Consider the following 26485-nt stretch of genomic DNA (forward strand, 5'->3'; position numbering starts at 1 on the left):
CATGAGTGAACAGAACCTGATCGAAGTGCGCGACCTGGCGGTGGAGTTCGTCACCGGGGACCAGGCCCACCGCGTTGTGAACGGCATCAGCTTCGACATCCGCAAGGGTGAGACGCTGGCACTGGTGGGCGAGAGTGGCTCGGGCAAATCGGTTACCGCGCACTCGCTCCTGCGCCTGCTGCCCTACCCCCTGGCCCGCCACCCCAGCGGCAGCATCCGCTACGAGGGCAAGGACCTGCTGCAGCAGAACGAGAAGACCATGCAGCGCATTCGCGGCAACCGCATTGCAATGATCTTCCAGGAGCCGATGACCTCGCTGAACCCGTTGCACTGCATCGAGAAGCAGATCAACGAAATCCTCCTGCTGCACAAGGGCCTGACCGGCAAGGAGGCCACGGCGCGCACCCTGGAGCTGTTGGAGATGGTCGGCATTCCCGAGCCACGCAAGCGCCTGAAGGCCTTGCCCCACGAGCTGTCGGGCGGGCAGCGCCAGCGGGTGATGATCGCCATGGCCCTGGCCAACGAGCCCGAACTGCTGATTGCGGATGAGCCGACCACGGCGCTGGACGTGACCGTGCAGTTGAAGATTCTCGAACTGCTCAAGGAACTGCAGGCGCGTCTGGGCATGGCCCTGCTGCTGATCAGCCATGACCTGAACCTGGTGCGACGCATCGCCCACCGTGTGTGCGTGATGCAGCACGGGCAGATTGTCGAGCAGGCCGAATGCGCCAAGCTGTTCAGCGCACCGCAGCACCACTACACGCAGATGCTGATCAATGCCGAACCCAGCGGGCAGCCGGCGCACAACCCGGTGGGCGCGCCATTGCTGGAGGTGGATGACCTCAAGGTGTGGTTCCCGATCAAGAAGGGCCTGCTACGGCGCACGGTCGACCATGTGAAGGCGGTTGACGGGGTCAACTTCAGCTTGCCGCAAGGGCAGACGCTGGGGATTGTCGGCGAGTCCGGGTCGGGCAAGTCGACTTTGGGTTTGGCGATCTTGCGGCTGATCTCCAGCCAGGGCGGCATTCGCTTTCATGGGCAGGATCTGGAAGGGCTGAACCAGAAGGCCGTGCGCCCGTTGCGCCGTGAAATGCAGGTGGTGTTCCAGGACCCGTTCGGCAGCCTGAGCCCGCGCATGTGCGTGGAGGACATTGTCGGCGAAGGGTTGCGCATTCACCGCATCGGTACGGCGCAGGAACAGGAAGCAGCGATTATTGCGGCCTTGGAGGAAGTGGGGCTGGATCCGCGCACGCGGCATCGCTATCCGCACGAGTTTTCCGGTGGGCAGCGCCAGCGCATTGCCATTGCCCGAGCGTTGGTATTGAAGCCGGCGCTGATCCTGCTGGATGAACCTACGTCGGCGCTGGACCGCACGGTGCAGCGGCAGGTAGTGGAATTGCTGCGCAATCTGCAGCAGAAATACAACCTGACCTACCTGTTCATCAGCCATGACCTGGCGGTGGTCAAGGCGTTGAGCCACCAGTTGATGGTGATCAAGCATGGGCATGTGGTGGAACAAGGGGATGCGCAGGCGATCTTCCATGCGCCGCAGCATCCGTATACCCGGCAGTTGCTGGAGGCGGCGTTCTTGGAAGTGGATGCGGCTAGTTAGCTTTTGACCGCGCCGGCTTCAAGCCATGCGCTATCCCTGTGGGAGCTGGCTTGCCGGCGATGGGCCGCAAAGCGGCCCGCTTTCGGCGAGGTAAAAAACAGACTTATCCGCTTCCTTGTAGGCCATTTCCCAAACATACTCCTGCCGCGTGTTTTCCGTTGCGGCTGCTCTGGCAGCACTCTGTCTCAGCACGTCGTTGCTCATCAACGACACGGCTTTGACAGGCCGTAACGGTATATGCACACGGCTCGCCTGTTTTGGCGGCTGTACATGGGGCACGTTCGCGTGCGCCGGAACTTGCATAGTCCGCCGGTCTGTCAACCCATGTACAGCTGCCACCCAACTGTTTGACAGCAGCCAGGTGGAAGCCCCACCAAAGGTACTATGCGATGTTGAAGATGGTCCCCGATCCACCCCACGATACCCATTCCCTCGAAGACACCCTGATCCAGGCCACCGACTACGCGCTATGCGCGGCCACCGTGGTGCATCAGGCCTTGCTACTGCAGCCCAAATCGCCGGCTTCGATCCTGATGATGACCTCGATGCATGAGCTGGAGGCGCTTCGGACTTTGCTTGAGTCGGCACTGGTTCAGGTGCAAATGCCCGCTGAGCCTCGGACTTTGCACTGAGGCTTTAGTGTTACGTTGTCTGGGCTGGCCTCTTCGCGGGTAAACCCGCTCCCACAGTATCTCCACAGGCCTTGAGGTAGATGCAGTACCTGTGGGAGCGGGTTCACCCGCGAAAGGGCACGTCCAGGCAGTCGAGAATTTTCAGGGGATTCAAAAATGACCACAGAAGACACCCAATTCACTGTCGGTAAAACCACGTTCTACCAAGGCGAACACGGCACCCACCCACTGTTCCGCATCGAGCCCGGCATTCCCTGCCGCGATGCCCGCGAGCAATCTTCGGAGCTGATGGGCTATGTACGCGAACTGACCATCACCGGCCTGATGGATGAAAAGCCGATGATGATCTGGGCTGCCCACTACCTGAGTGCGATGGCCAAGGCGCTGATGGATGATGCCGAGCTGGGCATGATGCGCTGATTGGCATCACAGGCCATAACGCACATATGGGAGCGGTCTCGTGTCGCCAAAGGGCTGCAAAGCAGCCCCGGCGATTTATGCTTTCATGCAGAAATCTGGGGGCCGCCCTGCGGCCGTTTCGCGACACAAGGCCGTCCCCGCGAGAGATTGCACACCCCGGGAGGCCGGCGCCAGCTGGCCTACGTAGATGCAGCTCAGAGCCGGCCCAACAACTCCTGCCGCTCGCGCCAGATCTCCTGTACAAAGGGGTCGGTCACCCCATAGAGCCCATGCCCCCGACGCATGATCAGGTTAGCGGCCAGCAGTTCGTTGGCAACCGGCTGTATCTCTTCGACACGCACTTCACGCCCCACAGACTTCGAATACTCCGCCGCCGCTTCGTTGGAGAACACCCCACGCGCATCGCCCTCGACCGATGCGATCCGGGCAAAAATCGCTTCAGCCAGGACGCCCAGCTCCTCTACTTTCATCAGCTCCAGGTCAGCAGCAGCCGACCGCAGCGTTGATGCGATTACCGGCAGCACCTCATCCGGCCCCATCCCGGACGCAGGTGAGTGAACCAACTGCCGAAGTGCACGAATGAACTCCTCGGGCCTGCTGCCCAGCGTTTTGAATGCCTGTGCCGCGACATCCAGCGACGGCAAGTTGCCCAGGCCATCTTTTGCGAGCCGCTTGAGCCAGAATTCGACATAGTCCCTGTCCAGCACCGGATACGGCACGTTTGTGGCACCGGCAAAAGCCTGGTTACGCCGCGCGGTCAACTCGTTGACCATCGCCCGGTGAGAGCCAGTGCCGATGAACAGGAAGTGCCCTGGCGTGTTCGGGCGCGGATTGATGGCATCGCGCGCAGCCTTGAGCGCCAGCATCATCTGTTGGCCGTCCTCGGTTGTGATTGCCTGCTGCACCTCATCGACGACCAGCACGACGTCAGTCCTGGCCTGGTCCACAACCTCGGTCAGCGCTTCCGCAAGTGTGACACCGCCCTCTGTGCCCAAGGTTTCCAGGTTGAAGCCAAACTTCAGCCCAGCCACTTCGACCTCCGCGCCACGCAGGGCCTTGAGTTTCTGCAAGAAAGCCGAGGTAGGTTTCTGAAGATCAGCAAGGGCTTTACGCACTGCGGCGAGGACCAGCACGACCGGGCTGGTCTGGGTATCACTCCAGAGGTCGACATAGATCACCAATGCACCCATTTCCTCCAGGGCAGGGATCAAGTCGTTCTTTAAAAAGGTGGTTTTGCCAGTCCTGCGCAGCCCGGAGAAAAATAGCCCTGATCTCAAGCCGATATCCAGGGCAGACGGTTTCAACAGCTGCCTGGCCATGTCGGCAGCCAGTTCACGGCGCGGGAAGATGTCGATCATGGCTTTATCCGAAATTATTGAATAACAATAATTATTGGCAGAGAATAATTTAATGTAAAGGCGTACAGGCAGGTCGGCTCGAAAGCCGTCATCAAATTTTCTGACAACAATCATCTTCCATCATCAGCCAGATCGGGCATAAATTCTCCACCGTCAACCCCAGCAGCAACGGTAGAGCCCCATGTCCAGCCCACACCACCAGCCCGCCTCCCCTGCCCTGACCACGCTGATCCAGCGCTCCGGCCTGCCCAGCCCTGCGCTAGGCGAAGCCCAGGCACATGCCGTGCTGCAAACGCACTACGGCATTGCCGGCAACCTCTCGGCATTGGGCAGCCAACAGGACCTGAACTTCCGTGTAGACGCACCACAAGGCCGTTTCGTGCTCAAGGCCTGCCACGGCAGCTACGCCCAGGTGGAGCTCGAGGCCCAGCACGCGGCCCTGGCCTACCTGCGCGAACAGGGCTTGCCTGTGCCCGCCGTGCGCCCGGCTAGCGATGGCCAGATGCTGCTGGCGTTGGAAATAGACGGGCAACCGCTGCGCATGCGCCTGCTCGACTACATCGAAGGCCAGCCACTGACCCGCCTCAAGCACATGGAGCCACGCCTGATGGCCGAACTCGGCGGGCTCTGCGCGCGGCTGGACAAGGCCCTGGCCACTTTCGACCACCCGGGCCTGACGCGCACCCTGCAATGGGACCCGCAACATGCCCAGGCACTGATCCAGCACCTGCTGCCCGTGCTGGGCAACGCCGAGCAACGCGCCCGCATCGAGCAGGCCACCCAGCTGGCCGCCGAGCACCTGGCGCCGCTGGTCGACCAGCTGCCAAGCCAGGCCGTGCATCTGGACATCACCGACGACAATGCCGTCTGGGCCCGCGATGTCGAGCGCCAGTGGCAGTTGCAAGGGGTGATCGATTTCGGCGACCTGTTGCGCACCTGGCGCATCGCCGACCTGTCGGTGACCTGCGCCGCATTGTTGCACCACGCCGAGGGCGACCCGCTGCGCATCCTGCCGGCCGTGCGTGCCTACCAGGCGCTCAACCCGCTGAGCGAAGCCGAACTGCGGGCGCTGTGGCCACTGGTGCTCAACCGCGCCGCCGTGCTGGTGCTGAGCAGCGAACAGCAACTCACCGTCGACCCCGGCAACCAGTACACCCGCGACAACATCGCCCATGAATGGGAAATCTTCGACACTGCCACCGCCGTACCTTTCGCGTTGATGGAAGCGGCCATCCTGCAAGCTGCGGGCCTGCAGCCCGCCACGCCGGACCTGAGCGGCTGCGCCCTTCTGCTCCCTGAACTGGATCGGCAGGCAGTGACGCGCGTCGATCTGGGCGTGCTCAGCGTGCATTGCGAGGCGGGCAACTGGGAGCAACCGGGCTTCGACCAGCACCTGCTGACCACGCAACCAGCACCGGCTTGCAGCCTGCACGGGCAGTATCGCCTGTCGCAAACCCATATCGACCGCCCCGAAGAGCCTGCCACCTGTGCCCTGGGCGTCGAGCTGCATGTACCCAACGGCAGCCTGGTGCAAGCGCCAGATGCCGGCACCTGGCAGCGCCATGGCGACGGCCGTGGCTGCCTGCGCAGCGCGCACTGGGCGTTGTGGCTGCAAGGCCTGGAAGACGCGCCTGCAGATGGCCAGGCCGTGGAAAAAGGCCAGTCGCTGGGCAGCAGTTGCGGCTTCCTCAGTGTGCAGCTGTGCCTGGATAGCGGCATTCAGCCGCCGTTCTTCGCCACCCCATCCCAGGCGGCCGCCTGGCTGGCCCTGTGCCCGTCACCAGCTGCGTTGCTGGGCTTCGACTGCAATGCCGAGCCGCTGCCCGACCCACAGGCCCTGCTGGCCCGCCGCGATGCCAGCTTCGCCCGCTCGCAGAAGCACTACTACGCGCAACCGCCTCACATCGAACGCGGCTGGCGCAACTACCTGATCGACATGCAGGGCCGCTCGTACCTCGACATGCTCAACAACGTCGCGGTGCTGGGCCACGGCCACCCGCGCATGGTCGCCGAGTCGGCACGGCAGTGGTCGCTGCTGAACACCAACTCGCGCTTCCACTACGCGGCCATCACCGAATTCTCCGAACGCCTGCTGGAGTTGGCACCCGAAGGCTTCGACCGGGTGTTCATGGTCAACAGTGGTACCGAAGCCAACGACCTGGCGATTCGCCTGGCCTGGGCCTACAGCGGCGGGCGCGACCTGCTCAGCGTGCTGGAGGCCTACCACGGCTGGTCGGTGGCCACCGATGCCATTTCCACTTCCATCGCCGACAACCCGCAGGCCCTGGAAACCCGCCCGGACTGGGTGCACCCGGTCGAGGCGCCGAACACCTTCCGCGGCCGCTTCCGCGGCGCCGACAGCGCCACCCACTACCTGCGCGACGTCGACGCCAAACTGGCCGACCTCGACGCCCGTGGCCGCCAGTTGGCGGGCATCATCTGCGAGCCGGTGTACGGCAATGCCGGTGGTATTTCGTTGCCGGCCGGTTACCTGCGCGAGGCCTATGCCAAAGTTCGTGTCCGGGGCGGCGTGTGCATCGCCGACGAGGTACAGGTCGGCTATGGCCGCCTGGGCGAGTACTTCTGGGGCTTCGAGGAACAGGGCGTGGTGCCCGACATCATCACAATGGCCAAGGGCATGGGCAACGGCCAGCCACTGGGCGTAGTCATCACCCGCCGCGAGATCGCCGAAGCGCTGGAGGCCGAGGGCTACTTCTTCTCCTCGGCCGGCGGCAGCCCGGTCAGTTGCCGCATCGGCATGGCGGTGCTGGATGTGATGCAGGAGGAAGGCCTGTGGGACAACGCCCGCGACACCGGGCGCTATTTCAAGGCGCGCCTGCAGGCACTGGTCGACAAGCACCCGCTGGCCGGCGCGGCGCATGGTTCGGGCTTCTACCTGGGGCTGGAACTGGTGCGCGACCGCGCAACGCTGGAACCGGCCACCGAGGAAACCATGGCCCTGTGCAACCGCCTGCGTGACCTGGGCATCTTCATGCAGCCGACCGGTGATTACCTGAACATCCTCAAGATCAAGCCGCCGATGTGCACCACCCGGGCGAGCGTGGACTACTTTGTCGACAGCATTGATCGGGTGCTCTGCGAAGACCTGTAAAGAATTGCGAAGCTGGCCGAGGAGTGTTCATACTTTTCGGCCACAACGCTTCCTCGTCATCAGGTTTACTGACAATGGCCTTTACCAGCGACTCCCTGGCAATCTTCCTCGCGGTGCTGGAGGCAGGCTCGTTCTCTGCCGCCGCACGCAAGCTGGGGCGTGTGCCTTCGGCCGTGAGCATGGCCATCGCCCAGCTGGAGGCAGAGCTGGACCTGGTGCTGTTCGACCGGGCCACGCGCAAAGCCTTGCCCACCAGTGCCGCACTGGCCCTGGAGCCCCAGGCCAGGCAGGTGATCTGCCAGCTCAACCTGCTCGACGCCCAGGCCCTGCAACTGCACAAGGGGCTGGAAAAGCGCCTGACTATCGCCATGGCCCCCGAGCTGCAGACCGGCCGCTGGAGCCAGCCGCTGGAAACCCTCGCCCAGGAATTTCCCAGCCTGGAAATCGAAGTACGCTCGGCCACCCAGGCCGAAGCCATCCGCCTGCTGCATGACGGCAGCGTGCAACTGGCACTGGTCTTCGAAAGGCCTGGCATCGACGAACGCGAGTCATTCCTGGAGGCCGGCAGCCAGTTGCTGGTGGCCGTCGCCTCCCCCCGCCATCCGGCCGGGCAGAACAGCGGCACGCCGTTGCCGGAAGAGACTTTCGCCGAACAGCGGCAGATCATCGTGGCGTCGGGCAAGGCCACCGGGTCGGACCCACGCATGGTGCTGTCGCGGCGCATCTGGCTGACCGACAGCTACCTGGCCACGCTGGACCTGGTGCAATCGGGCCTTGGTTGGGCCTACCTGCCGCAGCCTTTGGTCGAGCCGTTGATTGCTTCGGGCGCGCTGGCGGAGGTGCGTTTCGACAACATGGCCAGCCGGTTGCGCTTGTGGGTGGACATCATCTGGGTCAAGTCGCGCCCGTTGGGCCTGGGCGCGCGGCGTTACCTTGACGTGATGCGCCAATGCTTTGAAACAGAATCCCCGAGGTCCTGAGCGATACGACTGCCTCGTCCGACAGCGAAAAATCCTACAGCTGGTTAGGAAGCCGATAACTACCTGCAGCATTGATTCCCCGTTAGGTTTCTGCTCGCCATCAAGAAGAAAAGGAACTTCTCATGTCGAGCCAGTCCACGCAGGGCTACGTGCAGTCGGTCGATCACTTCGCCAACCAGCAGCGCCAACCAGAAGAAGCCCTCTACCTTTTACTGGACCCATTCGCCGGCTGCCCACCTGAGCACCCGCTGGCCATCGCTGCCCTCAGCGAAGCGCTGGGTAGTGATGCCGTAACGCGCGTCGACTGCAGCCGCCTGGTGCAGGATCCTGAGTGCTGGCCAGCTCTGGTCCAGCTCGCCGAACCCGGCGATGCGCCCACAGCCCTTGCCCCATTAAGCGCGACCTGCGCCGCTCGTGAATCGGCAGCTACCTGGCACTACGTGTGTGGCTGGCTGATCAGCGATCAACCCGCCGACCTCATCGCCCAGCACATCAGCCACCAGTGTCAGGTGCTGCACCAACCAGAACCGCACGGTATCACCGCCTGGTTTGAACCCGTGCGGCTGGCGCTGCTACGCGCGACCCTGAAAAACGCAGGCGAAGTCCTCGGGCCTGTTCGCAGCTGGCTACATCCCGATGGTTGTGGCAGTTGCGAGGTATTCGAGCGAGAACCCATGGCTGGCGAACTGGCCGTCCCCGAGGCCGTGAGGGCAACCCAGCACGTCGCACCGCAGATCATTCAACTGCTCGGTGCCTGGCATCGCCTGAGTGCCGTGCAGCATCCCCATGCACCCTGGCACTTCGCAGGTTCATCAGGCCTGCCGGAAAACGCACCCACCCATGCCATGAACCTGATCCTCAAGGCCTTCAGGCAAGGCCTGCGCGACCGTGCCGATATCCAGTGCATGTGCCTGCACATGCTCATGATCCACCCACTGCTCCTTCAGCACCCGACCATCCAGCACGACGTGGAAAAGGCAGCTGCCGGCGAGCAGCGCCTGGCGGACCGCTTCGCCAGCTACGACGAATGCACCTGGTCGCACATCGTCGCCGGCCTGCCGAAGGCAAGGAGTTACCCATGAGCATCAGCAAAACCATCCACATCGCCATGCAGGAAGAGATCCCCAACACCTACGGCACCTGCAATGCCTGCGAACGCTCCGGCCTGCCGATTCTGCTGCTGCGCGAGGCCTACGCCCCACGCCCGGACACAGGGCGCCCCTATCGCCTGGCAGACGATAGCGAAATCGTCTTCCACCCGATGCACACCGACCAGTTGCGCCTCCTGCGCCAGGGTTATGTCTACGTACTGCTCGACCAGGAAATCTGGCAGGCCTACGAGGTAGCGGCGGAAGGTACCTTGCAGCGCTTTCCGGTGTCGCAGATGCCCTTGGGGCCACCCAGGTCGTTACCCAAGGTATGCGCCACCGAAGGCCACGATGTGATTGCCTCGTTCATCAACATCGATACCCTGCTCTACCGCAAGGCCTGGATCGCCTTCGCCAACGACCCTTGGCCCCGTGCGGTACTCGACCGCTATCGGCAAGGCATCGCCAACAGCGACCCGGGCACCCTCGCCCGCTTCGTCGAGGTGGACCTGAACACCGCACGCAACGACCCTGCCAGCCTCGGCATCGCCATGACCGACAGCTTCCGCTTCGGCCTGGAACAGGTCCTGGAGTTTTCCACCTTTTCCTCTGCCAGGTTTACCAGCGCTCATGGCTTTTACAGCCGCCTGGGCCGCTGGCATGAAACCCGCACGCATGTGCGCAATGTCATCGAGCAGGAACAACTGCCCAATGGCCTGCTGGCGCTGACGCTACCCGACCCGGTCGGCATGGTCATGGAGCTCAACGCGCAACGCACTGGCTGGGTGCAAGCCCTGCAGGAATGGCGGGCCCAGCCGCAGCGGCACTTCGAATACTTCACCTCGCAAGCACTGCTGGGCATCCGCGAATTGCACGCGGCCATGGCGGCCGTGCAGGGTGCCGAGGACGCGCAGCGGGAAGCCCGGCAGATCGAGCAGTGGAACGACAGCCCGATCGCGGCCAAGGCGTATCTGCCGCCGGTGGACATCGACGCGCAGGCCGAACGCAACACCGCGCGCAAGCAGCAGGACGCCCGCGAGCGGCTGGAAGAGCGTTACGACGAAAGCGCCCGCGCGGCGTTCCAGGCCGATTACGACCGCGAACTGAAAAACTGGCAGTCGATGATCGACCAGGTTGGCGATCTGTATGCGCGGCACTATGCCAAGCGGGCGTTTCAGCAGATCGGCTACTACGACTATGACGCGACCTCCCCCGTTTCGGTGGAGTACTTCATCCAGATGATGGCCGCCTGCCTGGCCGGCGGGCCCACTGAAACCTTGCCGCAGGAGGGTCAGCCGCTCGGGATCACCCAGCATATCTGGCAGCAGCTGCTGGAAGACGACCGCAGCCTGCTTTACCAGGCACTACTGGCCAAGAACCAGAAGCTGATGCAGCAGGTGGCCAACGCGCTGTCCGGGGACGACTTCGGCAAGGTGTACGACATCATCAAGGGCATCGCCGGTACCGCAGACGGCCAGCTGTTGATGATCAAGCCGATACAGGATGCCGTTGGCCAGTTGCTGGCCGCGACCAACAGCGCCGGGAATGCACTCAGCCAGCACCTGAGTGAACGGACCAAAACCCTGATCGGCCATGTGCATCGCTCGGCGTTTGCCCTGTTTGCGGGGCAGCAGGTAACGCCGCTCCGGGTGTCGCTGACAGTGGGCGAATACATGAGCCTGCTCAATGAAGCCCTGGAGGCGCGGACCGATGCGTTTCTGCAGAAGGTAGACAAGCAGTTCCGTGACCCACTGGGCCGCAAGGTGCGGGCCATGGTGCTGAGTGGCGCGATCAATATTGCGGCAGCGGGTAACCGTAGGCAGATGATCGAGGTGATGCTCTGGACGTTGGAAAGTGCTGAAAGTTTACAGGCGCGGCTGGTGCAGTTGCGCGAAGGTGCAGCCGGTGGCGTCGGGGCGCTGGTACGCAATATTGCTATTGGTGCGGGTACGCTGCGTGCGCAGGTTACGGGTGGTTTGAAGATCAGTTCTACGGCCGCGCAAAGCGTGGCAAGCGATGCGATGCGCAGCCTACGGGATGCTGCAGCGAGTAGCGGAAGCGTGAAGCTGCTGCTTGCCTTGGGGGGCATATGGTTCCAGCAGGATAGCCTGGGCAAGAACTATCGGGCGTTGCAAGAGACGCATCAGGACAACCCGGAGGCGCTTGCGGCGATCTGGTCTTCATCGCTTGGGTTGTTGGGAGTGAGTGTCGAAGCGGCAGGGCTTGCTGTCACACTTGTACGACCGAAGATACCGTGGCCCGGAACGGTAACCACAGCCTTACTAGGAAAGAACCTAGCCAAGTATGGCGGCGCCATCGCTGCACTCGCCAATGCCATGGATGCAGTGCAATACGTGAATGCGCTCGCCAGAACTAATAACCAAGGGGACAGCACCTCTGCAAACCAGTACGCTCGCGCGGCCGTGCTTGCTACAGTTTCCACTGTCTCTGGTATTTACTCGGCATTATTCGCAAGTTCGCTACTCGGTCCCTTAGGCTTTACGATCATCCTTGGTCTGGCAGCCTATACGCTGGCGATGGATGCCAAAAATCAAGAATCTTCACTATTAGAGCTTTGGTCCCGACACAGTAGATGGGGAACACCAGAGGAACATCGTCGCTGGATGAATCCACAAGATCTGGATATCGCAATTGGCTCACTGAACGCGGCAGCCTTGGGAGTTCAAGCGCAGGCTTCAATTGAGACAAGATTTCAACCAACTCACAGTACGCACACGCTAGACCAAACAAAAGCGTTCATCAGCGATGACGCTGCTGTCGCGGCAGGTTTTTATCTCGACTTGTACATAAGTTTGCCAAATTTCAGTACTGAAGACGCACAGTACAAATGGCAACTGACTGTGTACCCAGCAGGGCAAAATCGACTGCCTTTTCATCTCTCTGGTAATAGTTCACATCCAAAAGTAGTCGAATATGTGCCCGAAGAAACCAAAAAAACCTTTGCTAGACCTGAAAGCGTCAGCGAACGAATAATTTTTAAAACTACCGATAAGACCCTGCACATCAGCACTTCAATTCCACTACTGGATAACCATTGCACAAAAGCTATTGAGCTAACGCTCACTTATTGGCCCAACAAGCATGACATGTCAGGTTATGCAAAAGTGACAATGAGATAAAACAATCTATCCTCGCTAAGGAGTCTATTCTAATGACCCGCCCGCACCTTAACCCGCCATGTACAGGATGGATAGAGGACCTACCCCATCCTGACACTCCCATTGCGATCGAAGCCAGCCTGGGCAATCAATCCCCTAACCATCAGGATCTTATCTACCTTGAAGTACCCAGACCCCTCGGTTGGGCAAGAGAAGTAATGGCTTTCCTTTCGCTTCCAACTATCGCCATCACCACCCCTCTGCTCAGCTTCATAAACTCCAACTTAGAGCAGAGAGACTTCGAATCCGTGCTAGTTGATATATTAATACTTGCATGCGGAGTATGGGCATCCGTATTTTGCCTTCGAGTAAGCATATCCCCACCCCGAGATGAACCCCTTCGCCTCAACCGAGTACGTAAAAAATTGTATGCATACAATTTCAAGTACTGCTGGTGGAACCCCTTCACGAACTGGAAAGTAGAAACAGTTTGCTACGACTGGTCCCAAGTCCGCGCCGAGCGCTGGTCCCAGACCGGCGCACTGCCAAACGGTGGGTTAATTTTCAAATGGGGTGTCACACTCTCCATCGTTGCACCAGGCACAAACAATGTCATCGACCGTTTTCCTTTGGTTACGATGGGGGCCGACCAGCATGCCTGGGCCTACATCTGCACCTACATGCAGGAAGGCCCCTCAGCCCTGCCACCACCCGCCCCCCCCAAGGATCACAACGATGTGCTCTGGTGTGAGTTCGCCCTGCGCCTGGCACCCCGAGTAGAGTGGCCAGCGGAAATGGATCTGGAGTCGAGGACCGCCCCGTGAGATTACTGTCTTGCACTGCTTGCTCTCGCCCTATCGCCGGCATGCCAGCTCTCGCAGAACTGCATATGACTCATCGAATTAGCGGGGACTCTGTGGGAGCGGCTTTAGCCGCGAACACCGGCGCAGCCGGTGCCATGCACCGCGTTGGATTCTTCGCGGCTAAAGCCGCTCCCACAGGGTACGCGGGCCGCTTGCGAATTCAGTTTTCTACGCGACAGCGCAGCCCAAAGGGCTAGGCAATCTCTCTTAGGCTGCACATGACTCATTGAATTAGCAGGGACCCTGTGGGAGATTCTATGGTTTTCAGCAAGCCAGTTTCGCGCCTTTAGTGACGTATTCGTCCTGATTTTTCATCAGGGCGAATGCCACCCGCGCGAGCTTTCTTGCCAGGATTACCAACGCTTGGGTTGTTGCTTTACCACTGCTCCGATGCTGTTCGTAAAGCCCTTTCCAGGCTGCCGATCTGCTGGCCGCCATCGCAGCGTTGTGCAATAAGCGACGAATTTCTGAACAACCTCGCTTGGTGAGGCGACGTCGCCCATTCTTCTGTCCGGAATCACTGACTCGTAAATCCATTCCTAGGAATGCAATGTACGAGTCACTGCTTTTGAACTCGCCCCTTGTAAAAGCCATCACCAATGCTGCGGCGGTGAGAAAACCAATGCCCTCTACTGCCTGGCAGCGAGCGACTTGTTCCTGCAGCCCAGCGTCTCGCAGTACTTCTTTAATCTTCTTTTGAATCAACTGATCCAGCCGATCTATCGACTTCACAAAAGTTTCGAAGGCGGCTTTCAAAAGGCTTTCGTTAGCCCAGCTCTGAGTCATTGCAGTACGAGCAGTCACCAAGGCGGCTCTGCGTCGCAAGAGGCTCTGAAGCTTGCCGTAGACAGCGGGAGGCGGGCTCCAAGGGCGAAGGTCCTCGCCTTCATTTTTTAAAAAACGGGACAGCAACCGAGCATCGGAGGGGTCGGTTTTAACCCGTCCCCCAACACTCTTCCGGTAGTTGCTCAATTGAAAACCATCGATGACATAGACCTCGAAGCCTAGGCTGTGGGCCAATTCAACCAGGTCCAAGTGATAGACGTTGGTCGCCTCAACAGCGATAGCGGTGTTGAGGGGTTGTTGCTTGAGCCACCTTCTGATCTCGAGTTTGGAGTTTTTGAGCCTGATGATCTCGTCGCGATCATCGTGGTGGATAACCAGCTCAGCTTTCGCGACATCCGCACCCACGATCAACTTACCTACCTGCATTGCCATGGGCCGCTCCTCACGTTATGGTTTTTCGGCTTGAAGGGGTTTCACCAAGAGGCGCTGGCTTGTTTCTATCGTCGCTTGCAAACGATGCATTCTTTATCGGCGCTTTGGTGGAAGGGGTGGGGCGATGTCTCCCACGGTCTGTACTGCTGTGAACAGTCAGAATCGGGCATTTAGTCCCACCACCCCTTCAAGTCTAACCATACAAGCGGGCATGCCCGCGAACACCGGCGCAGCCGGTGCCATGCACCGCGCTGGATTCTTCGCGGGCACGCCTGCTCCCACAGGGGTTACATGGTCGGCGCCACCAACCTGTACCCCACCCCTGGCTCGGTGATGATGAACCGCGGCGCCGTGGGGTCATCGCCCAGCTTCTGCCGCAGATGCCCGACCACGATCCGCAGGTAATGGGTGTCATCCACATGGGTAGGCCCCCAGATATCCTTGAGCAGTTGCTGCTGGGTAATCACCCGCCCCGGGTGCCCGGCCAGTTGCGCCAGCAGCGCATACTCCTTGCGGGTCAGCGCCACCTCCACGCCATCCAGGGTCACCCGGCGAAAGGCAAAGTCCACCATCAGCGGCCCAAAGCTGGCCGCCACTTCCGAGCCACCGGCCTGCGGCACCTGGCGCAGCAAGGCGCGCACCCGCGCCAGGAACTCCTGGATGCCGAACGGCTTGGTCACATAGTCGTTGGCTCCACCATCCAGCGCATCGACCTTCTGCACTTCACTGGCGCGCACCGACAACACCAGCACCGGCACCGCGCTCCATTCGCGCAGATCACGCAGTACCTGCTGGCCGTCCATGTCCGGCAGGCCCAGGTCGAGTACCACCAGGTCCGGCTTGCCCAGCGCCGCCTGGGCCAACCCTTCCGCGCCGGTGGCGGCCTCGAGCACCTTGTAGCCTTGCGAGGCCAGGCTTATGCGCAGGAACTTGCGGATCTGCGGTTCATCGTCGATGACCAGGAGAGTGGCGGACTGACTCATGGGGTTTCGCTTTCGGTTTCAGGTTGAGGGGGCAGCGGCAAGCATAAAGTGATGCTGGTGCCCTGGCCATCGATGCCTTCGCCCACCAGGATCTGCCCGCCATGGGCGCCGATCATGCCTTGGCAGATCGCAAGGCCCAGGCCGGTGCCCTGCCCGCCGCGGTCACCGCGAGCGGCGGTGTAGAACATGTCGAAGATCTTCTCGCGGTCTTCCACGGGAATGCCGGGGCCTTGGTCGCTGACGGCAAAGCACAACCGGGCGTCCTGCACCGACACCTGCAGCTCCAGCCGGCCATTGGCTGGCGAGAAGCGCGCGGCATTTTCCAGCACGTTGACCAACGCCTGTTCGATCAATGCCGCATGCACGAACAGCAACGGCAGCTCGGTCGGCACGTCGGTGTGTACCCGTAGCGGCGCCAGCACCGCGCGCAGGCGGTTGAGCGCGCTGCCGACGATGTCGGCCGGGGCCACCCAGTCGCGGGCCAGCTTGAGGCCGCCGTGGCCCAGGCGGGTCATGTCGAGCAGGTTCTGGATGTAGCGGTCGAGGCGTTCGGCCTCGTTGCGGGTGCCCTCCAGCAGTTCGCGGCGGTCGGCGGTGGGGATCGCCTCGCCCAGCGCCAGCAGGCTGTCGATGCTGCCGCGCATGGCGGTCAGCGGGGTGCGCAAATCATGGGAAACGGACGCGAGCAAGGCGCTGCGCAGCTGCTCGGTTTCGCCATGCAGCCGCGCGGCCTCCAGCTGTTCGGCCAGGCGCGCGCGGGCCAGGGCCTGGGCCAGTGGCTGACCAAGGGCAGTGAGCAGGCGCCGGCGCGGGTCGCTGAGCGGCTGGCCGGAGTGTGGGCGCACACCAAGCAATGCCAGGGGCTGCTCATCCACCGCCAGCGGCCACCACCACCAGCGGCCATTGGGCAGGGTGTCGCTGCCATGACCGGCGGCCTGGCCGTGCTGCCAGGCCCACTCTGCGGCGGCGCGTTCGTTATCGCTGAAGGCATGGGCTTCGCCGCTGGCCACCTGCAACTGGCCTTCGACATTGCGCTCCAGCAGGCACACCTGCATGTCCTGCCAACCGTTCAGGTGCTGGCCGGCGGCGTTGAACACCGCCTGGCGGTCGGTGGCCACGGTCAGCCGGCGCGACAGGTCGAGCAACTGGCTGGTCTGCGCCTGGGTCTCGCGCAGCGCCTGCAACTGGCGGCGCTGGCGGGCGGCCAGGTTGCCGGTGAGCGCGGCCATCAACAGGAAGAACACCAGGGTCAGCACGTCTTCTTCGCGCTGGATCCTGAACGACAGGTTGGGCGGGATGAACAGGAAGTCGTAGGTCAGGAACGACAGCACCGCGCAGGCCAGCGCAGGCCCCAGGCTGCTGCGCACTGCCACCAGCAACACCGCGGCCAGGAACACCAGCGATATGTTGGGCAGCGCCAGCACACTCGACACCGCCCAGGCCAGGCCTGCGGCCATGACCGTGGCCAGCAGCGCCAGCAGGTAATGGCGCCAGACCCACACCCGCCGTACCGCCGAACGCGGCGCTTGCGGCTGCGCGTCGCGGTCCAGCACGTTGATTTCCAGGCCGTGGCTTTCGCGCAGCAGCCGCGCGGCCACACCGGCACCGAACAGGCGCCGGCGCAGGCGGTCGCGGGACTGCCCGACCAGCACCAGGCTGGCCCGTCGTTCGGCGGCATGCTGGATCAACGTGCGCACCACTTCACCGGCACGCAGCAGTACCACCTCCCCGCCCAGGCGTTCGGCCAGTTGCTGGGCAGCTTGCAGGCGCTGGCGTGCGGTTTCGTCGCGCAGGCGGCCGTTGTCCACGTGCACCAGGCTCCAGGGCAGGTGGCGGCGTTGCGCCACGCGGCTGGCATGGCGCACCAAACGTTCCGCCTGGTCGTCGCCATCCACGCCCACCAGCAAGCGCCCACGCAGGGCCGGGGCTTCCTGGCCGCGCTGGCGATAGCCGTGGGCCAGGTCGGCATCCACCTGGGCAGCGGCGGTCTGCATGGCCAGCTCGCGCAGGGCGGTAAGGTTGGTTTGCGAGAAGAACGCATCGATGGCGGCCCGCGCCTGCTCGGGCACGTACACCTTGCCTTCGCGCAGACGTTCGAGCAGCTCGCGGGGTGGCAGGTCGATCAGCACCAGCTCGAAGGCTTCCTGCAGCACCCAGTCCGGAAGGGTTTCGCGCACTTGCACGCCAGTAATGTCGCGGACCTTGTCGTTGAGGCTTTCCAGGTGCTGGACGTTGACCGTGGTGTACACATCGATGCCGGCGGCCAGCAGTTCCTGTACGTCCTGCCAGCGTTTGGCGTGGCGGCTGCCGGGCGCATTGGTGTGGGCCAGTTCGTCGACCAGCACCAGGGCCGGCGCGGCCTTGAGAAGGCCGTCGAGGTCCATTTCCTCGAGCGTGACGCCGCGGTACTGGCTGCGCAGCAGGGGCTGCTGCTGAAGGCCAGCGAGCAATACCTCGGTTTCGGCACGGCCATGGGTTTCGACCACCCCGGCCAGCACCTGCACGCCCTGGCGTTGCTGGGCGTGGGCGGCCTGGAGCATGGCGAAGGTCTTGCCGACGCCGGGGGCGGCGCCAAGAAACACCTTCAACCGCCCCCGGCCGCTTCGCGGGAGGGTAGCCAACAGCGCGTCTGCGCGGGCGGAGTCACTCATCTTTCATCCTTTGCTATTTCCAGCAAGCAGCAAATCCAGGGACAAACACCGTACCTGTGGGAGCGGGTTCACCCGCGAATGCAGTAATAGCGCCACCGACGCATTCGCGGGTAAACCCGCTCCCACAGGGTCCCTGCTAGCCCCTCAAGTCATCTATCAATGGCTGAGGTTTTCCAAGGCCTGGTTCAAGGCCAGCACATTGACCACCGGCGGGCCGATCAATGGGTGGAGGGTGGCCTCTTCCAGCAAGCCTTGCAAGCGCTCCACCGGCAACTGCCGTGCCGCCGCCACCCGAGGGATCTGGTAGGCCACGGCCTCCGGCGGCAGGTGCGGGTCGAGGCCGCTGCCCGAGGTGGTGAGCAGCGCCTGGGGCACCGGCCCCTGCTGCGCCTGGTACAACGCAGCCGCATCGCCCTTGACCCGCTCGGCCAGCGCCGGGTTGCTCGGCGACAGGTTGCTGGCGCTGCTGGCCACGGTGGCGTAGGCGCCTGCCGATGGCCGCGCGTGGAACCAGCCATCGCCCTGGAAATCCTGGGCAATCAGCGCCGAACCGCGCACCTGGCCCTGGTCATCGCGCACCAGGCTGCCATTGGCCTGGGTTGGGAAAGCCACCTGGGCAATACCGGTCACCACCAGCGGATACAGCGCGCCGGTCACCAGGGTCATCAACAGGGCCAGGCTCAATGCCGGGCGTACATAAGCATTCATGGTGGCCTCCTCAGACCAGGTGCAGGGCATTGAGCAGCAGATCGATCAGTTTGATCCCGGCAAACGGCACGACAATGCCGCCCAGCCCGTAGATCAGCAGGTTGCGCCGCAGCAGGTGCGCCGCACTGGCCGCCTGCACCCGCACGCCGCGCAGCGCCAGCGGGATCAGCACGATGATGATCAGCGCGTTGAACACGATGGCCGACAGAATCGCACTCTGCGGGCTGGCCAGGTGCATCAGGTTGAGCACGCCCAACTGCGGGTAGATGGCGGCGAACAGTGCCGGGAGGATGGCGAAATACTTGGCCACATCATTGGCGATGGAGAAGGTGGTCAGCGCGCCGCGGGTCACCAACAACTCCTTGCCGACCTGCACCACATCCAGCAGCTTGGTCGGATCACTGTCGAGGTCGACCATATTGGCTGCCTCGCGCGCCGCCTGGGTACCGTCGTTCATGGCCATGCCCACGTCAGCCTGGGCCAGTGCCGGGGCGTCGTTGGCACCGTCGCCGCACATGGCCACCAGGCGGCCGTCGTTCTGCTCCTGGCGGATGCGCGCCAGCTTCTTCTCTGGCGTGGCCTCGGCCAGCACGTCATCCACGCCGGCCTCGGCAGCGATGGCGGCGGCGGTCAGCGGGTTGTCTCCGGTCACCATCACCGTGCGAATGCCCAGCTTGCGCAGCTCGGCAAAGCGCTCGCGGATGCCGGATTTGACCACATCCTTGAGGTGGATCACGCCAAGCAGGCGCTTGTCCAGGCACACCAGCAGCGGTGTACCGCCGCTCTGGGCAATACGCTCCACTTCACGGGCCAGTGCCGGTGGCATTTCCAGGCGTTGCATGCCGACGAACGCCAGTACGGCATCGACAGCGCCCTTGCGGTAGCGGTGTTGCTGGAAGTCGATCCCCGACAGGCGCGTCTCGGCGCTGAAAGCCACGGCCTCGAACTGGCCGGCGGACGGTTCGACAAAATCATGCAGCTGGCGCAGATACTCGACGATCGACTTGCCCTCGGCGGTGTCGTCCGCCAGCGAGGCCAGCAAGGCGCCCTCCCCCAGCTCGCGGGCGGTGATGCCCGGTGCCGCGTGCAGCGCACTGCAGCGGCGGTTGCCGAAGGTAATGGTGCCAGTCTTGTCGAGCATCAGCGTGTGCACGTCACCGGCCGCCTCCACCGCCCGGCCCGAGCGGGCGATGACGTTCAGCCGCACCAGCCGGTCCATGCCGGCAATGCCGATGGCCGACAGCAGGCCGCCGATGGTGGTGGGGATCAGCGTTACCAGCAATGCGGCGAGAAAGATCAGCGGCAGGCTGCCACCGACAAAGTGGGCGAACGGCTGCAGGGTCACCACCACGATCAGGAAGATCAGGGTCAGGCCGATCAGCAGGATGTCGAGGGCGATCTCGTTGGGCGTCTTCTGCCGCTTGGCGCCCTCGACCAGGGCAATCATGCGGTCGAGGGTCGATTCGCCCGGGTTGCTGGTGATGCGGATCAACAACCAGTCTGAGACCAGCCGGGTATTGCCGGTCACCGCTGAGCGATCGCCGCCAGACTCGCGGATCACCGGCGCGGACTCGCCGGTAATGGCGGCCTCGTTGACCGCAGCGATACCTTCAAGCACCTCGCCGTCACCGGGAATCATTTCACCAGCTACCACGCGCACCACATCGTCCTTGCGCAGCGCGCTGGCTGCTACGGTTTCGTAGCTGCCATCACGCTTGCGACGCTGGGCGGTAAGCCCTTGGCTGCCAGCCTTGAGGCTGTCGGCGCGGGCCTTGCCACGGCCTTCGGCCAGGGCCTCGGCAAAGTTGGCGAACAGCACGGTGAACCACAGCCACAGGGCGATCTGCACGGCCACACCGGTGCTCACACCGCTGCCGGGAGCGAAACACAGGACGGTGGTCAGTACCGCAGTCAGGGCGACCACCAGCATCACCGGCGAGCGCTTGAGTTGGCGCGGGTCGAGCTTGACGAATGCCTGCACCAGCGCCGGGCGCCACAATGCGGCGAAACGGGTCTGATCCTTGGCACTTTGCCGGGCTTTTACTTCAGCAATGGGCATGTTCATGGTCGGTCCTCAAAAACCCAGACTCAAATGTTCGGCGATCGGCCCAAGGGCCAGGGTCGGCAGGAAGGTCAGGCCACCGACCAGCAGGATGGTGACCAGCAGCAGGCTGGTGAACAGCGGGCCATGGGTGGGGAAGCTGTTAAGCCCCTGGGGCGCGCTTTTCTTCGCAGCCAGGCTGCCGGCCAGCGCCAGTACCGGCAGGATGTAGCCGAAGCGGCCGATGAGCATGGCCAGGCCGATCATCAGGTTGTGGTACACCGTGTTGGCACCAAAGCCGGCAAAGGCCGAGCCGTTGTTGGCCGTGCCCGACGTATAGGCATACAGCAGCTGGCTGAAACCATGCGCACCCGGGTTGCTGACCGCACCTGCCGGGCCTGGCAGGCTGGCGGCAATGGCGCCGAGCACCAACACGCCGACCGGCATCACCAGCAGGGTCGCCACCAGCAACTGCACCTCGCGGGCCTGCAGTTTCTTGCCCAGGTATTCCGGGGTGCGGCCGATCATCAGCCCGGCCAGGAACACCGCGATCAATACGAACAACAGCATGCCGTACAGCCCTGCACCGACGCCGCCAAAGATCACCTCACCGACCATCATGTTGACCATCGCCACCATGCCGGTCAGCGGGTTGAGGCTGTCGTGCATGGCATTGACCGAACCGTTGGAGGCAGAGGTAGTAGTCACTGTCCACAGCACCGAGCCGGTGGTGCCGAAGCGGGTTTCCTTGCCCTCCATCGGGGCGCTTTGCTGTACCTGCGCGCTCTCGAGGGCCGGGTTGGGCTGGTACTCGGACCACAATGCCGTGCTGCCGCCGATCAGGAACAGGGCCAGCATGCAGGCGAGGATTGCGCGGCTCTGGCGCAGGTCCTTCACGTAGTGGCCAAAGGTGAACACCAGCGCCACCGGAATGAGGATGATCGAGGCTACCTCGAACAGGTTGCTCCAGGCCGTGGGGTTTTCGAACGGGTGCGCCGAGTTGACCCCGAAGAAGCCACCGCCGTTGGTACCCAGTTGCTTGATGGCGATCTGGCTGGCGGCCGGGCCCAGCGGGATGGTCTGCTCGGTGCCTTGCAGGGTGACCGCGTGGGCGTAGTCGGCCAAGGTTTGCGGTACGCCCTGCCATACCAGCAGCAACGCCAGCAGCAGGCACAGCGGCAGCAAGCCGTAGAGGGTGGCGCGGGTCATGTCGACCCAGAAGTTGCCCAGCGTCGTGGCGCTGCGCCGGGCGATGCCGCGGCACAGGGCGACCAGCACGGCCAGGCCGGTGGCGGCGCTGACGAAGTTCTGCACGGTCAGGCCGAGCATCTGGCTCAGGTAGCTGACCGACGCTTCACCGCTGTAGGCCTGCCAGTTGGTGTTGGTTACGAAGCTGACCGCGGTGTTGAACGCCAGCGACCATTCCTGGCCGGGCAGATGCTGCGGGTTGAATGGCAGGTAGCCCTGCAACAGCAGCACGGCGAACAGCAGCAGGAACCCGGCCAGGTTGAAGGCCAGCAGAGCCAAGGTGTACTGCTGCCAGTTCTGTTCCTGGCTGGTGCCCACGCCCGCCAGCCGGTAGCAGGCTTGCTCGACCGGGCCCAGCACGGGCGACAGCCAGGTGCGCTGGCCTTCCATGACCTTGAAGTAGAACCGCCCGAGCCAGGGTGCTGGTAGCAGCACGATGGCGAAAAATGCCAACAGCAAGGCGAAGTCGTAACTGTGCATGGCCACTCCCTAGCTGCGATCGGCGCGCAGCAGCGCCACCAGCAGATAAAACGCCAATGCCACTGCCAGCAGCAGTGACAGCCCGTCGAGCATGTTCATGTGTGGTTCTCCCCGTGGTGCGGCTTGGGCCGCTTTGGGGAAATTGTCCGAGCGAGGGGCGTAAAGGGGCGAGACTGGGAGGTGGGGATGGCGATAAAGAAGGCGTAAAGATCGGGAGTTGAGGTTGCCTGAACCGGCCTCTTCGCGGGTAAACCCGCTCCTACAGGGACCGCACCGCTCTCCCGGGCTGTGGAGATCCTTGTGGGAGCGGGTTCACCCGCGAAGAGGCCAGTACAGGTTTACTGCTGAGGCGGCTGCGGGACGGCGTTGCGGCTCCAGTCCAGCAGCAGGCTGTAGCCGACCGCCAGCAAGGTCGGCCCGATGAACAGGCCAATGAAGCCAAAGGCGATCAGGCCGCCGAACACGCCCAGAAGCACGATCACCAACGGCAGGTTGCCGCCACGGCTGATCAGGTACGGTTTGAGTACGTTGTCCACGCCACTGATGATGAAGGTGCCCCAGGCGCCCAGGAACACCGCCATGCCGTATTCGCCTTTCCATACCAGCCAGCCGGTGGCCGGAATCCATGCCAGTGGCGGGCCCATGGGGATCAGGCTGAGCATGAAGGTCACCAGGCCCAGCACAATGGCCCCGGGCACACCGGCAATCAGGAAGCCGATCAACGCCAGCACGCCCTGCGCTGCGGCCGTACCGATCACCCCGTTGACCACCCGCTGCACCGTACCGGCCACCAGTTCCAGGTAGTACTCGGCACGGTCGCCCATCAGGCGGTGCAGCAGGCGCAGGACGAACGCCGACAAGCGCGGGCCATCCCGGTAGAAGAAGAACACGAATACCAGGCTGAGGGTCAGCTCCAGCACGCCGCTGCCGATCTGCGCGCTGCGCGCCAGCAACCAGTTGCCCACCTGCCCCAGGTGCGGCTTGACCGAGGCCAGCAAGGCCGCGCCCTGCTGGTCCAGCGATTGCCACCAGCTGACCAGGCGCTCGCCAACCAACGGGATGCCACCCAGCCACGCCGGAGCATCGGGCAGGCCGTCCACCTGCACGTCACGCACGAACGCCGTCGCATCGCGAATGTGGTCGGCCAGGTTGAACCCCAGCCACACCAGCGGCAGCGCCACGATCAGGATCCAGGCAGTGGTCAGCAGGCTGGCCGCCAGGGTTTCGCGCCCGCCCAGCGCACGCGTCAGCAGGCGCATCAACGGCCAGCTGGCAAAGGCCAGGATGGCCCCCCACAACAGCGCAGAAATGAAAGGTGCCATTACCCACAGGCCGGCACCCAGCAGCGCCAGCAGCAGAATCTGGACCAGCAAGCGGTCATTGTTAGCCATGGTGGTGCCCGTTCAACGGATCAGTTCAAGGTGCAGGCCGTCGGTAGGTGCACTACCGACTTCGAGGCGGCCATTGCGCACCCCCGCCTTGACCAGCGCCTCGCGCCAGGCTTCAGCCTGGGCCCCACTGAGGCTGGCACGCAGGGTGCTGTCGAGGTTCAGGCTACGGGCCAGCAGGTTCGCCCAGGCGTCTTGCGGCGCGGCCAGGTCAGGGTAGTCGAGCTTGCCGGTGTCGCGCATTTCGCGCAGCACCGTGGCGGCGGTCGGCAGCAGTTCGCCCAGCGGGCTGCCGGCGATGAACTCTTCCACGTGCAGGTAGGCGCGGCGGTTGCCGCGGGTGACACTGTACAGCGCGACCAGGGTGTCGGCCTGCTCCGCCGAGCGGCGCAGCAGGATGAACGCCTGCTGCTCGTCGCCGCCGTTGAGGCGGGCATTGCCGAACACATCATTGGCCCACAGGCTGGCCTCGCCACAATCGCGGCCCTGGCACCAGAACAGCGGGTAGCCGCCGTCGCGCTGCAGTGCTTCGCGAGCGCTGGTGAAGGCTTCGCGAGCAGTACGCTCGACCGGCAGTTCGTAGGTTACCGAGCTGACCTGGCCACGGCTTTCGACCTTGTCCTCGACCCGCAGGCGGCCGCTGATCTTGCGCAGCGGGCCCATGGGGTAGACGCGCTCCTGCTCCACGGCAGGGCGCTGGTCGACCACCTTGGCGTCCACCGGTACCGGCAGGCTGCCGGCCCACAAAACGGGGCTGGCGAACACCAGGCAGGCAGCGAAGGCATTACGGATGGCAACAGGCGCGCTCATTGGCGAACCAGACGGCGCTCAGCGCCGAGATGAAGCTCCAGGATGTCTGGCAGTTGCATGGTTGTCTCCCTGTTCAACCCGCCAAGCCTCGACACTTGTCCGATGCAAGTCAAGCAAAGCCAAAGAAGCGATTGAAACAGTCTGCGACAAGGGCCGCGCCCTGCTCATCGTTCAGGTGCAGGTGATGGCCACCGGGCAGCGTCACCTGCTCAAAGGGTAGCTGCTCCAGCAACCCGGTGTGGCGCGCCAGCATGCCGTCGGCGGCCACGACCAGGCGCGTCGGGCAACTCACCCGGTGCACATAGGCCATGGCCTGGGCCTCGCTCAGGCGCACTGGCGAAGGCAGGGTCAGGCGGCTGTCGCTGCGCCAGCTGTAACCGCCGGGCACCGGCATCAGGCCGCGCTGGGCCAGCAGCTCGGCCGCCTCACGGCTGACCGCGACCATGCCTTTCATGCGTGCCTGCACGCCCTGCTCCAGTGTGGTGTATACCGACTTGCGCTTGCCATCCAGGCGCAACTGGGCCAGCAGTGCCATGCCCAGCCGCTCCCCGGCGTCCTGCTCGGCGCCGGTCGGCGGAATGACCCCGTCGATCAGGGCCAGATGGCTGACCCGCTCCGGCAACGCGCCAGCCAGCTGCACCGAAATGATTGCCCCCAGCGAATGGCCCAGCAGGGCGAAACGTTGCCAACCCAGCTGCTCGGCCACCCGCAGCACGTCATGGGCGTAGTCGGCCAGGGCATAGCCGGCGCCGAGCGGCCGGTGCTCGGAGTAACCATGCCCGGCCAGGTCCAGGGCGACGATGCGCAGGCCTTTCAGCTGCGGCGCCAGGCGGGCGAAGCTGTTGGCGTTGTCCAGCCAGCCATGCAGGGCGATTACCGGCAGCCCATCCTCGGGGCCGAACAGGTGCGCCGCCAGTTCGATATGACCCAGGCTCAGGCGGATCTCCTCGACCTGCGCGCTCATGCCTGGCTCCAGCGGTCGAACAGGCCCTTGATCAGGCTGGCGGTGTCGGTTGGTCGCTCAAGCGGGAACATGTGCCCACCCGGCACGCTGTGGTATTCGCCCCTGGGCATGCCACGCACGGCCAGCGTGTGGTGGCGGCGAATGACGTTGCTGCGCTCGCCGCGGACCATGGCCAGCGGCACCTGCAACTGCCGCGCGGGCGCAGGGCTGGTATGCGGGATGCTGCGGTAGATGCTGATTTCCGTGGCCGGGTCGAAGCGCAACTGCAGCCCCTGCTCCATCGCCTGCAGGCCGTGCTCTATGTAGGCATCGAAGCAGTCGGGGTCGAAATGGCGGAACAGTGACTTGCCGGCGAAATAGTCCCGGGCACTGTCGCGGTCATTGAAGGTTTCGCGGCGCCCCAGGGTGCGGCCAGCCGGGGTGATACGGTCAATGAAGCCGAAGCGCTTGGCGGTGCGCAGCAGCCACTGGTCGGCGCGGGTGAGCACCGGAGAGTCGAGCATGACCACGCCGCGGTAATACTCGGGGCAGCGCAAGGCTGCGTGCAGGTGCAACACCCCGCCCAGCGAATGGCCGACGCCCCATACCGGCTGGCCCTGCCGGGCCAGGTGGTGCAGCAGTTCATCGACCAGGCTCTGCCAGTTGTCGTCCACCGGAAAGCGCGGATCGTGGCCGTGCTGGGCCAGGTGCTGCACTTGGTAGTCCGGTGCCAGGGCGGCGAACAGCTTGCCGTAGGTGGCCGAGGGGAAACCGTTGGCATGGGCGAAGAAGATCTGCTGCGACATGGCGCCGGGTCCGGATGGGGAATGA

General features: G+C 63.5%; 20 protein-coding genes. 8 read left to right on the plus strand and 12 right to left on the minus strand.

Annotated elements, in window-relative coordinates; translation table 11 throughout:
* Position 1 precedes the first annotated feature (1 nt).
* The 3 genes from NY023_RS18635 to NY023_RS18645 all read left to right on the plus strand — a co-directional run bounded on the left by NY023_RS18635 (position 2) and on the right by NY023_RS18645 (position 2664).
* Positions 2-1612, plus strand: a complete 1611-nt coding sequence (locus tag NY023_RS18635) for an ABC transporter ATP-binding protein (protein WP_013973405.1) — start codon at positions 2-4, stop codon at positions 1610-1612.
* A gap of 389 nt (positions 1613-2001) precedes the next feature.
* Positions 2002-2244 carry a hypothetical protein gene (locus NY023_RS18640; protein ID WP_013973406.1) on the plus strand — a complete coding sequence of 81 codons (243 nt, stop codon included), beginning with the start codon at positions 2002-2004 and terminating at the stop codon, positions 2242-2244.
* A gap of 156 nt (positions 2245-2400) precedes the next feature.
* Positions 2401-2664 carry a DUF3077 domain-containing protein gene (locus NY023_RS18645; RefSeq protein ID WP_013973407.1) on the plus strand — a complete coding sequence of 88 codons (264 nt, stop codon included), beginning with the start codon at positions 2401-2403 and terminating at the stop codon, positions 2662-2664.
* A 194-nt stretch (positions 2665-2858) separates the two neighbouring features.
* Here the strand turns inward: NY023_RS18645 and NY023_RS18650 are convergent, their stop codons facing one another.
* Positions 2859-4022, minus strand: coding sequence for an ATP-binding protein (locus tag NY023_RS18650; protein ID WP_023661223.1), 1164 nt, complete (start codon positions 4020-4022; stop codon positions 2859-2861).
* Between the two features lie 181 nt (positions 4023-4203).
* Here NY023_RS18650 and NY023_RS18655 point away from each other — a divergent pair, with 181 nt between their 5' ends.
* The 5 genes from NY023_RS18655 to NY023_RS18675 all read left to right on the plus strand — a co-directional run bounded on the left by NY023_RS18655 (position 4204) and on the right by NY023_RS18675 (position 13145).
* Positions 4204-7134, plus strand: a complete 2931-nt coding sequence (locus tag NY023_RS18655; RefSeq protein ID WP_013973409.1) for an aminotransferase — start codon at positions 4204-4206, stop codon at positions 7132-7134.
* A 74-nt stretch (positions 7135-7208) separates the two neighbouring features.
* The gene (locus NY023_RS18660) at positions 7209-8114 is read left to right on the plus strand and encodes a LysR family transcriptional regulator (protein WP_013973410.1); all 906 of its coding nucleotides are present in this window, start codon (positions 7209-7211) and stop codon (positions 8112-8114) included.
* Between the two features lie 122 nt (positions 8115-8236).
* Positions 8237-9196, plus strand: coding sequence for a hypothetical protein (locus tag NY023_RS18665; protein ID WP_013973411.1), 960 nt, complete (start codon positions 8237-8239; stop codon positions 9194-9196).
* Complete coding sequence (locus tag NY023_RS18670; RefSeq protein WP_024087412.1) at positions 9193-12342, plus strand: T6SS effector BTH_I2691 family protein; 3150 nt, start codon at positions 9193-9195, stop codon at positions 12340-12342. Before NY023_RS18665 ends, NY023_RS18670 begins: the two co-directional genes overlap by 4 nt.
* A gap of 197 nt (positions 12343-12539) precedes the next feature.
* Positions 12540-13145: a DUF6708 domain-containing protein gene (locus NY023_RS18675; RefSeq protein ID WP_316927908.1), complete on the plus strand. Its 606-nt coding sequence runs from the start codon at positions 12540-12542 to the stop codon at positions 13143-13145.
* A 303-nt stretch (positions 13146-13448) separates the two neighbouring features.
* Here NY023_RS18675 and NY023_RS18680 read toward each other — a convergent pair whose 3' ends face one another.
* From NY023_RS18680 to NY023_RS18730, 11 genes are all read right to left on the minus strand, one after another.
* The gene (locus tag NY023_RS18680) at positions 13449-14402 is read right to left on the minus strand and encodes an IS110 family transposase (protein ID WP_013970314.1); all 954 of its coding nucleotides are present in this window, start codon (positions 14400-14402) and stop codon (positions 13449-13451) included.
* Positions 14403-14689: 287 nt separating this feature from the next.
* Entirely contained in the window at positions 14690-15385 is a 696-nt protein-coding gene (locus NY023_RS18685; protein WP_013973414.1) for a response regulator, read from the minus strand.
* Positions 15382-18036 carry a sensor histidine kinase gene (locus tag NY023_RS18690; RefSeq protein ID WP_024087413.1) on the minus strand — a complete coding sequence of 885 codons (2655 nt, stop codon included), beginning with the start codon at positions 18034-18036 and terminating at the stop codon, positions 15382-15384. Before NY023_RS18690 ends, NY023_RS18685 begins: the two co-directional genes overlap by 4 nt.
* Positions 18037-18192: 156 nt before the next feature.
* Positions 18193-18744, minus strand: a complete 552-nt coding sequence (gene kdpC / locus NY023_RS18695; RefSeq protein ID WP_013973416.1) for a potassium-transporting ATPase subunit KdpC — start codon at positions 18742-18744, stop codon at positions 18193-18195.
* Between the two features lie 10 nt (positions 18745-18754).
* A complete protein-coding gene (gene kdpB / locus NY023_RS18700) occupies positions 18755-20809 on the minus strand; it encodes a potassium-transporting ATPase subunit KdpB (protein WP_013973417.1) in 2055 nt (684 codons plus the stop codon).
* 9 nt (positions 20810-20818) lie between these two features.
* On the minus strand, positions 20819-22513 hold the full coding sequence (gene kdpA, locus NY023_RS18705) for a potassium-transporting ATPase subunit KdpA (protein ID WP_024087414.1): 1695 nt from the start codon (positions 22511-22513) through the stop codon (positions 20819-20821).
* 9 nt (positions 22514-22522) lie between these two features.
* Positions 22523-22612: a K(+)-transporting ATPase subunit F gene (kdpF, locus tag NY023_RS18710; protein ID WP_003251485.1), complete on the minus strand. Its 90-nt coding sequence runs from the start codon at positions 22610-22612 to the stop codon at positions 22523-22525.
* A gap of 239 nt (positions 22613-22851) precedes the next feature.
* Positions 22852-23904 carry an AI-2E family transporter gene (locus NY023_RS18715; protein WP_013973419.1) on the minus strand — a complete coding sequence of 351 codons (1053 nt, stop codon included), beginning with the start codon at positions 23902-23904 and terminating at the stop codon, positions 22852-22854.
* Positions 23905-23916: 12 nt separating this feature from the next.
* Entirely contained in the window at positions 23917-24711 is a 795-nt protein-coding gene (locus NY023_RS18720; RefSeq protein ID WP_013973420.1) for a DUF4892 domain-containing protein, read from the minus strand.
* Positions 24712-24820: 109 nt separating this feature from the next.
* Entirely contained in the window at positions 24821-25675 is an 855-nt protein-coding gene (locus NY023_RS18725; protein WP_013973421.1) for an alpha/beta hydrolase, read from the minus strand.
* On the minus strand, positions 25672-26460 hold the full coding sequence (locus tag NY023_RS18730) for an alpha/beta fold hydrolase (RefSeq protein ID WP_013973422.1): 789 nt from the start codon (positions 26458-26460) through the stop codon (positions 25672-25674). The genes NY023_RS18725 and NY023_RS18730 overlap by 4 nt, the downstream gene beginning before the upstream one ends.
* Between the last annotated feature and the right edge of the window lie 25 nt (positions 26461-26485).

Origin of the sequence: Pseudomonas sp. NBB, from assembly GCF_032701105.1 — a bacterium.
GTDB lineage: Bacteria > Pseudomonadota > Gammaproteobacteria > Pseudomonadales > Pseudomonadaceae > Aquipseudomonas > Aquipseudomonas asiatica.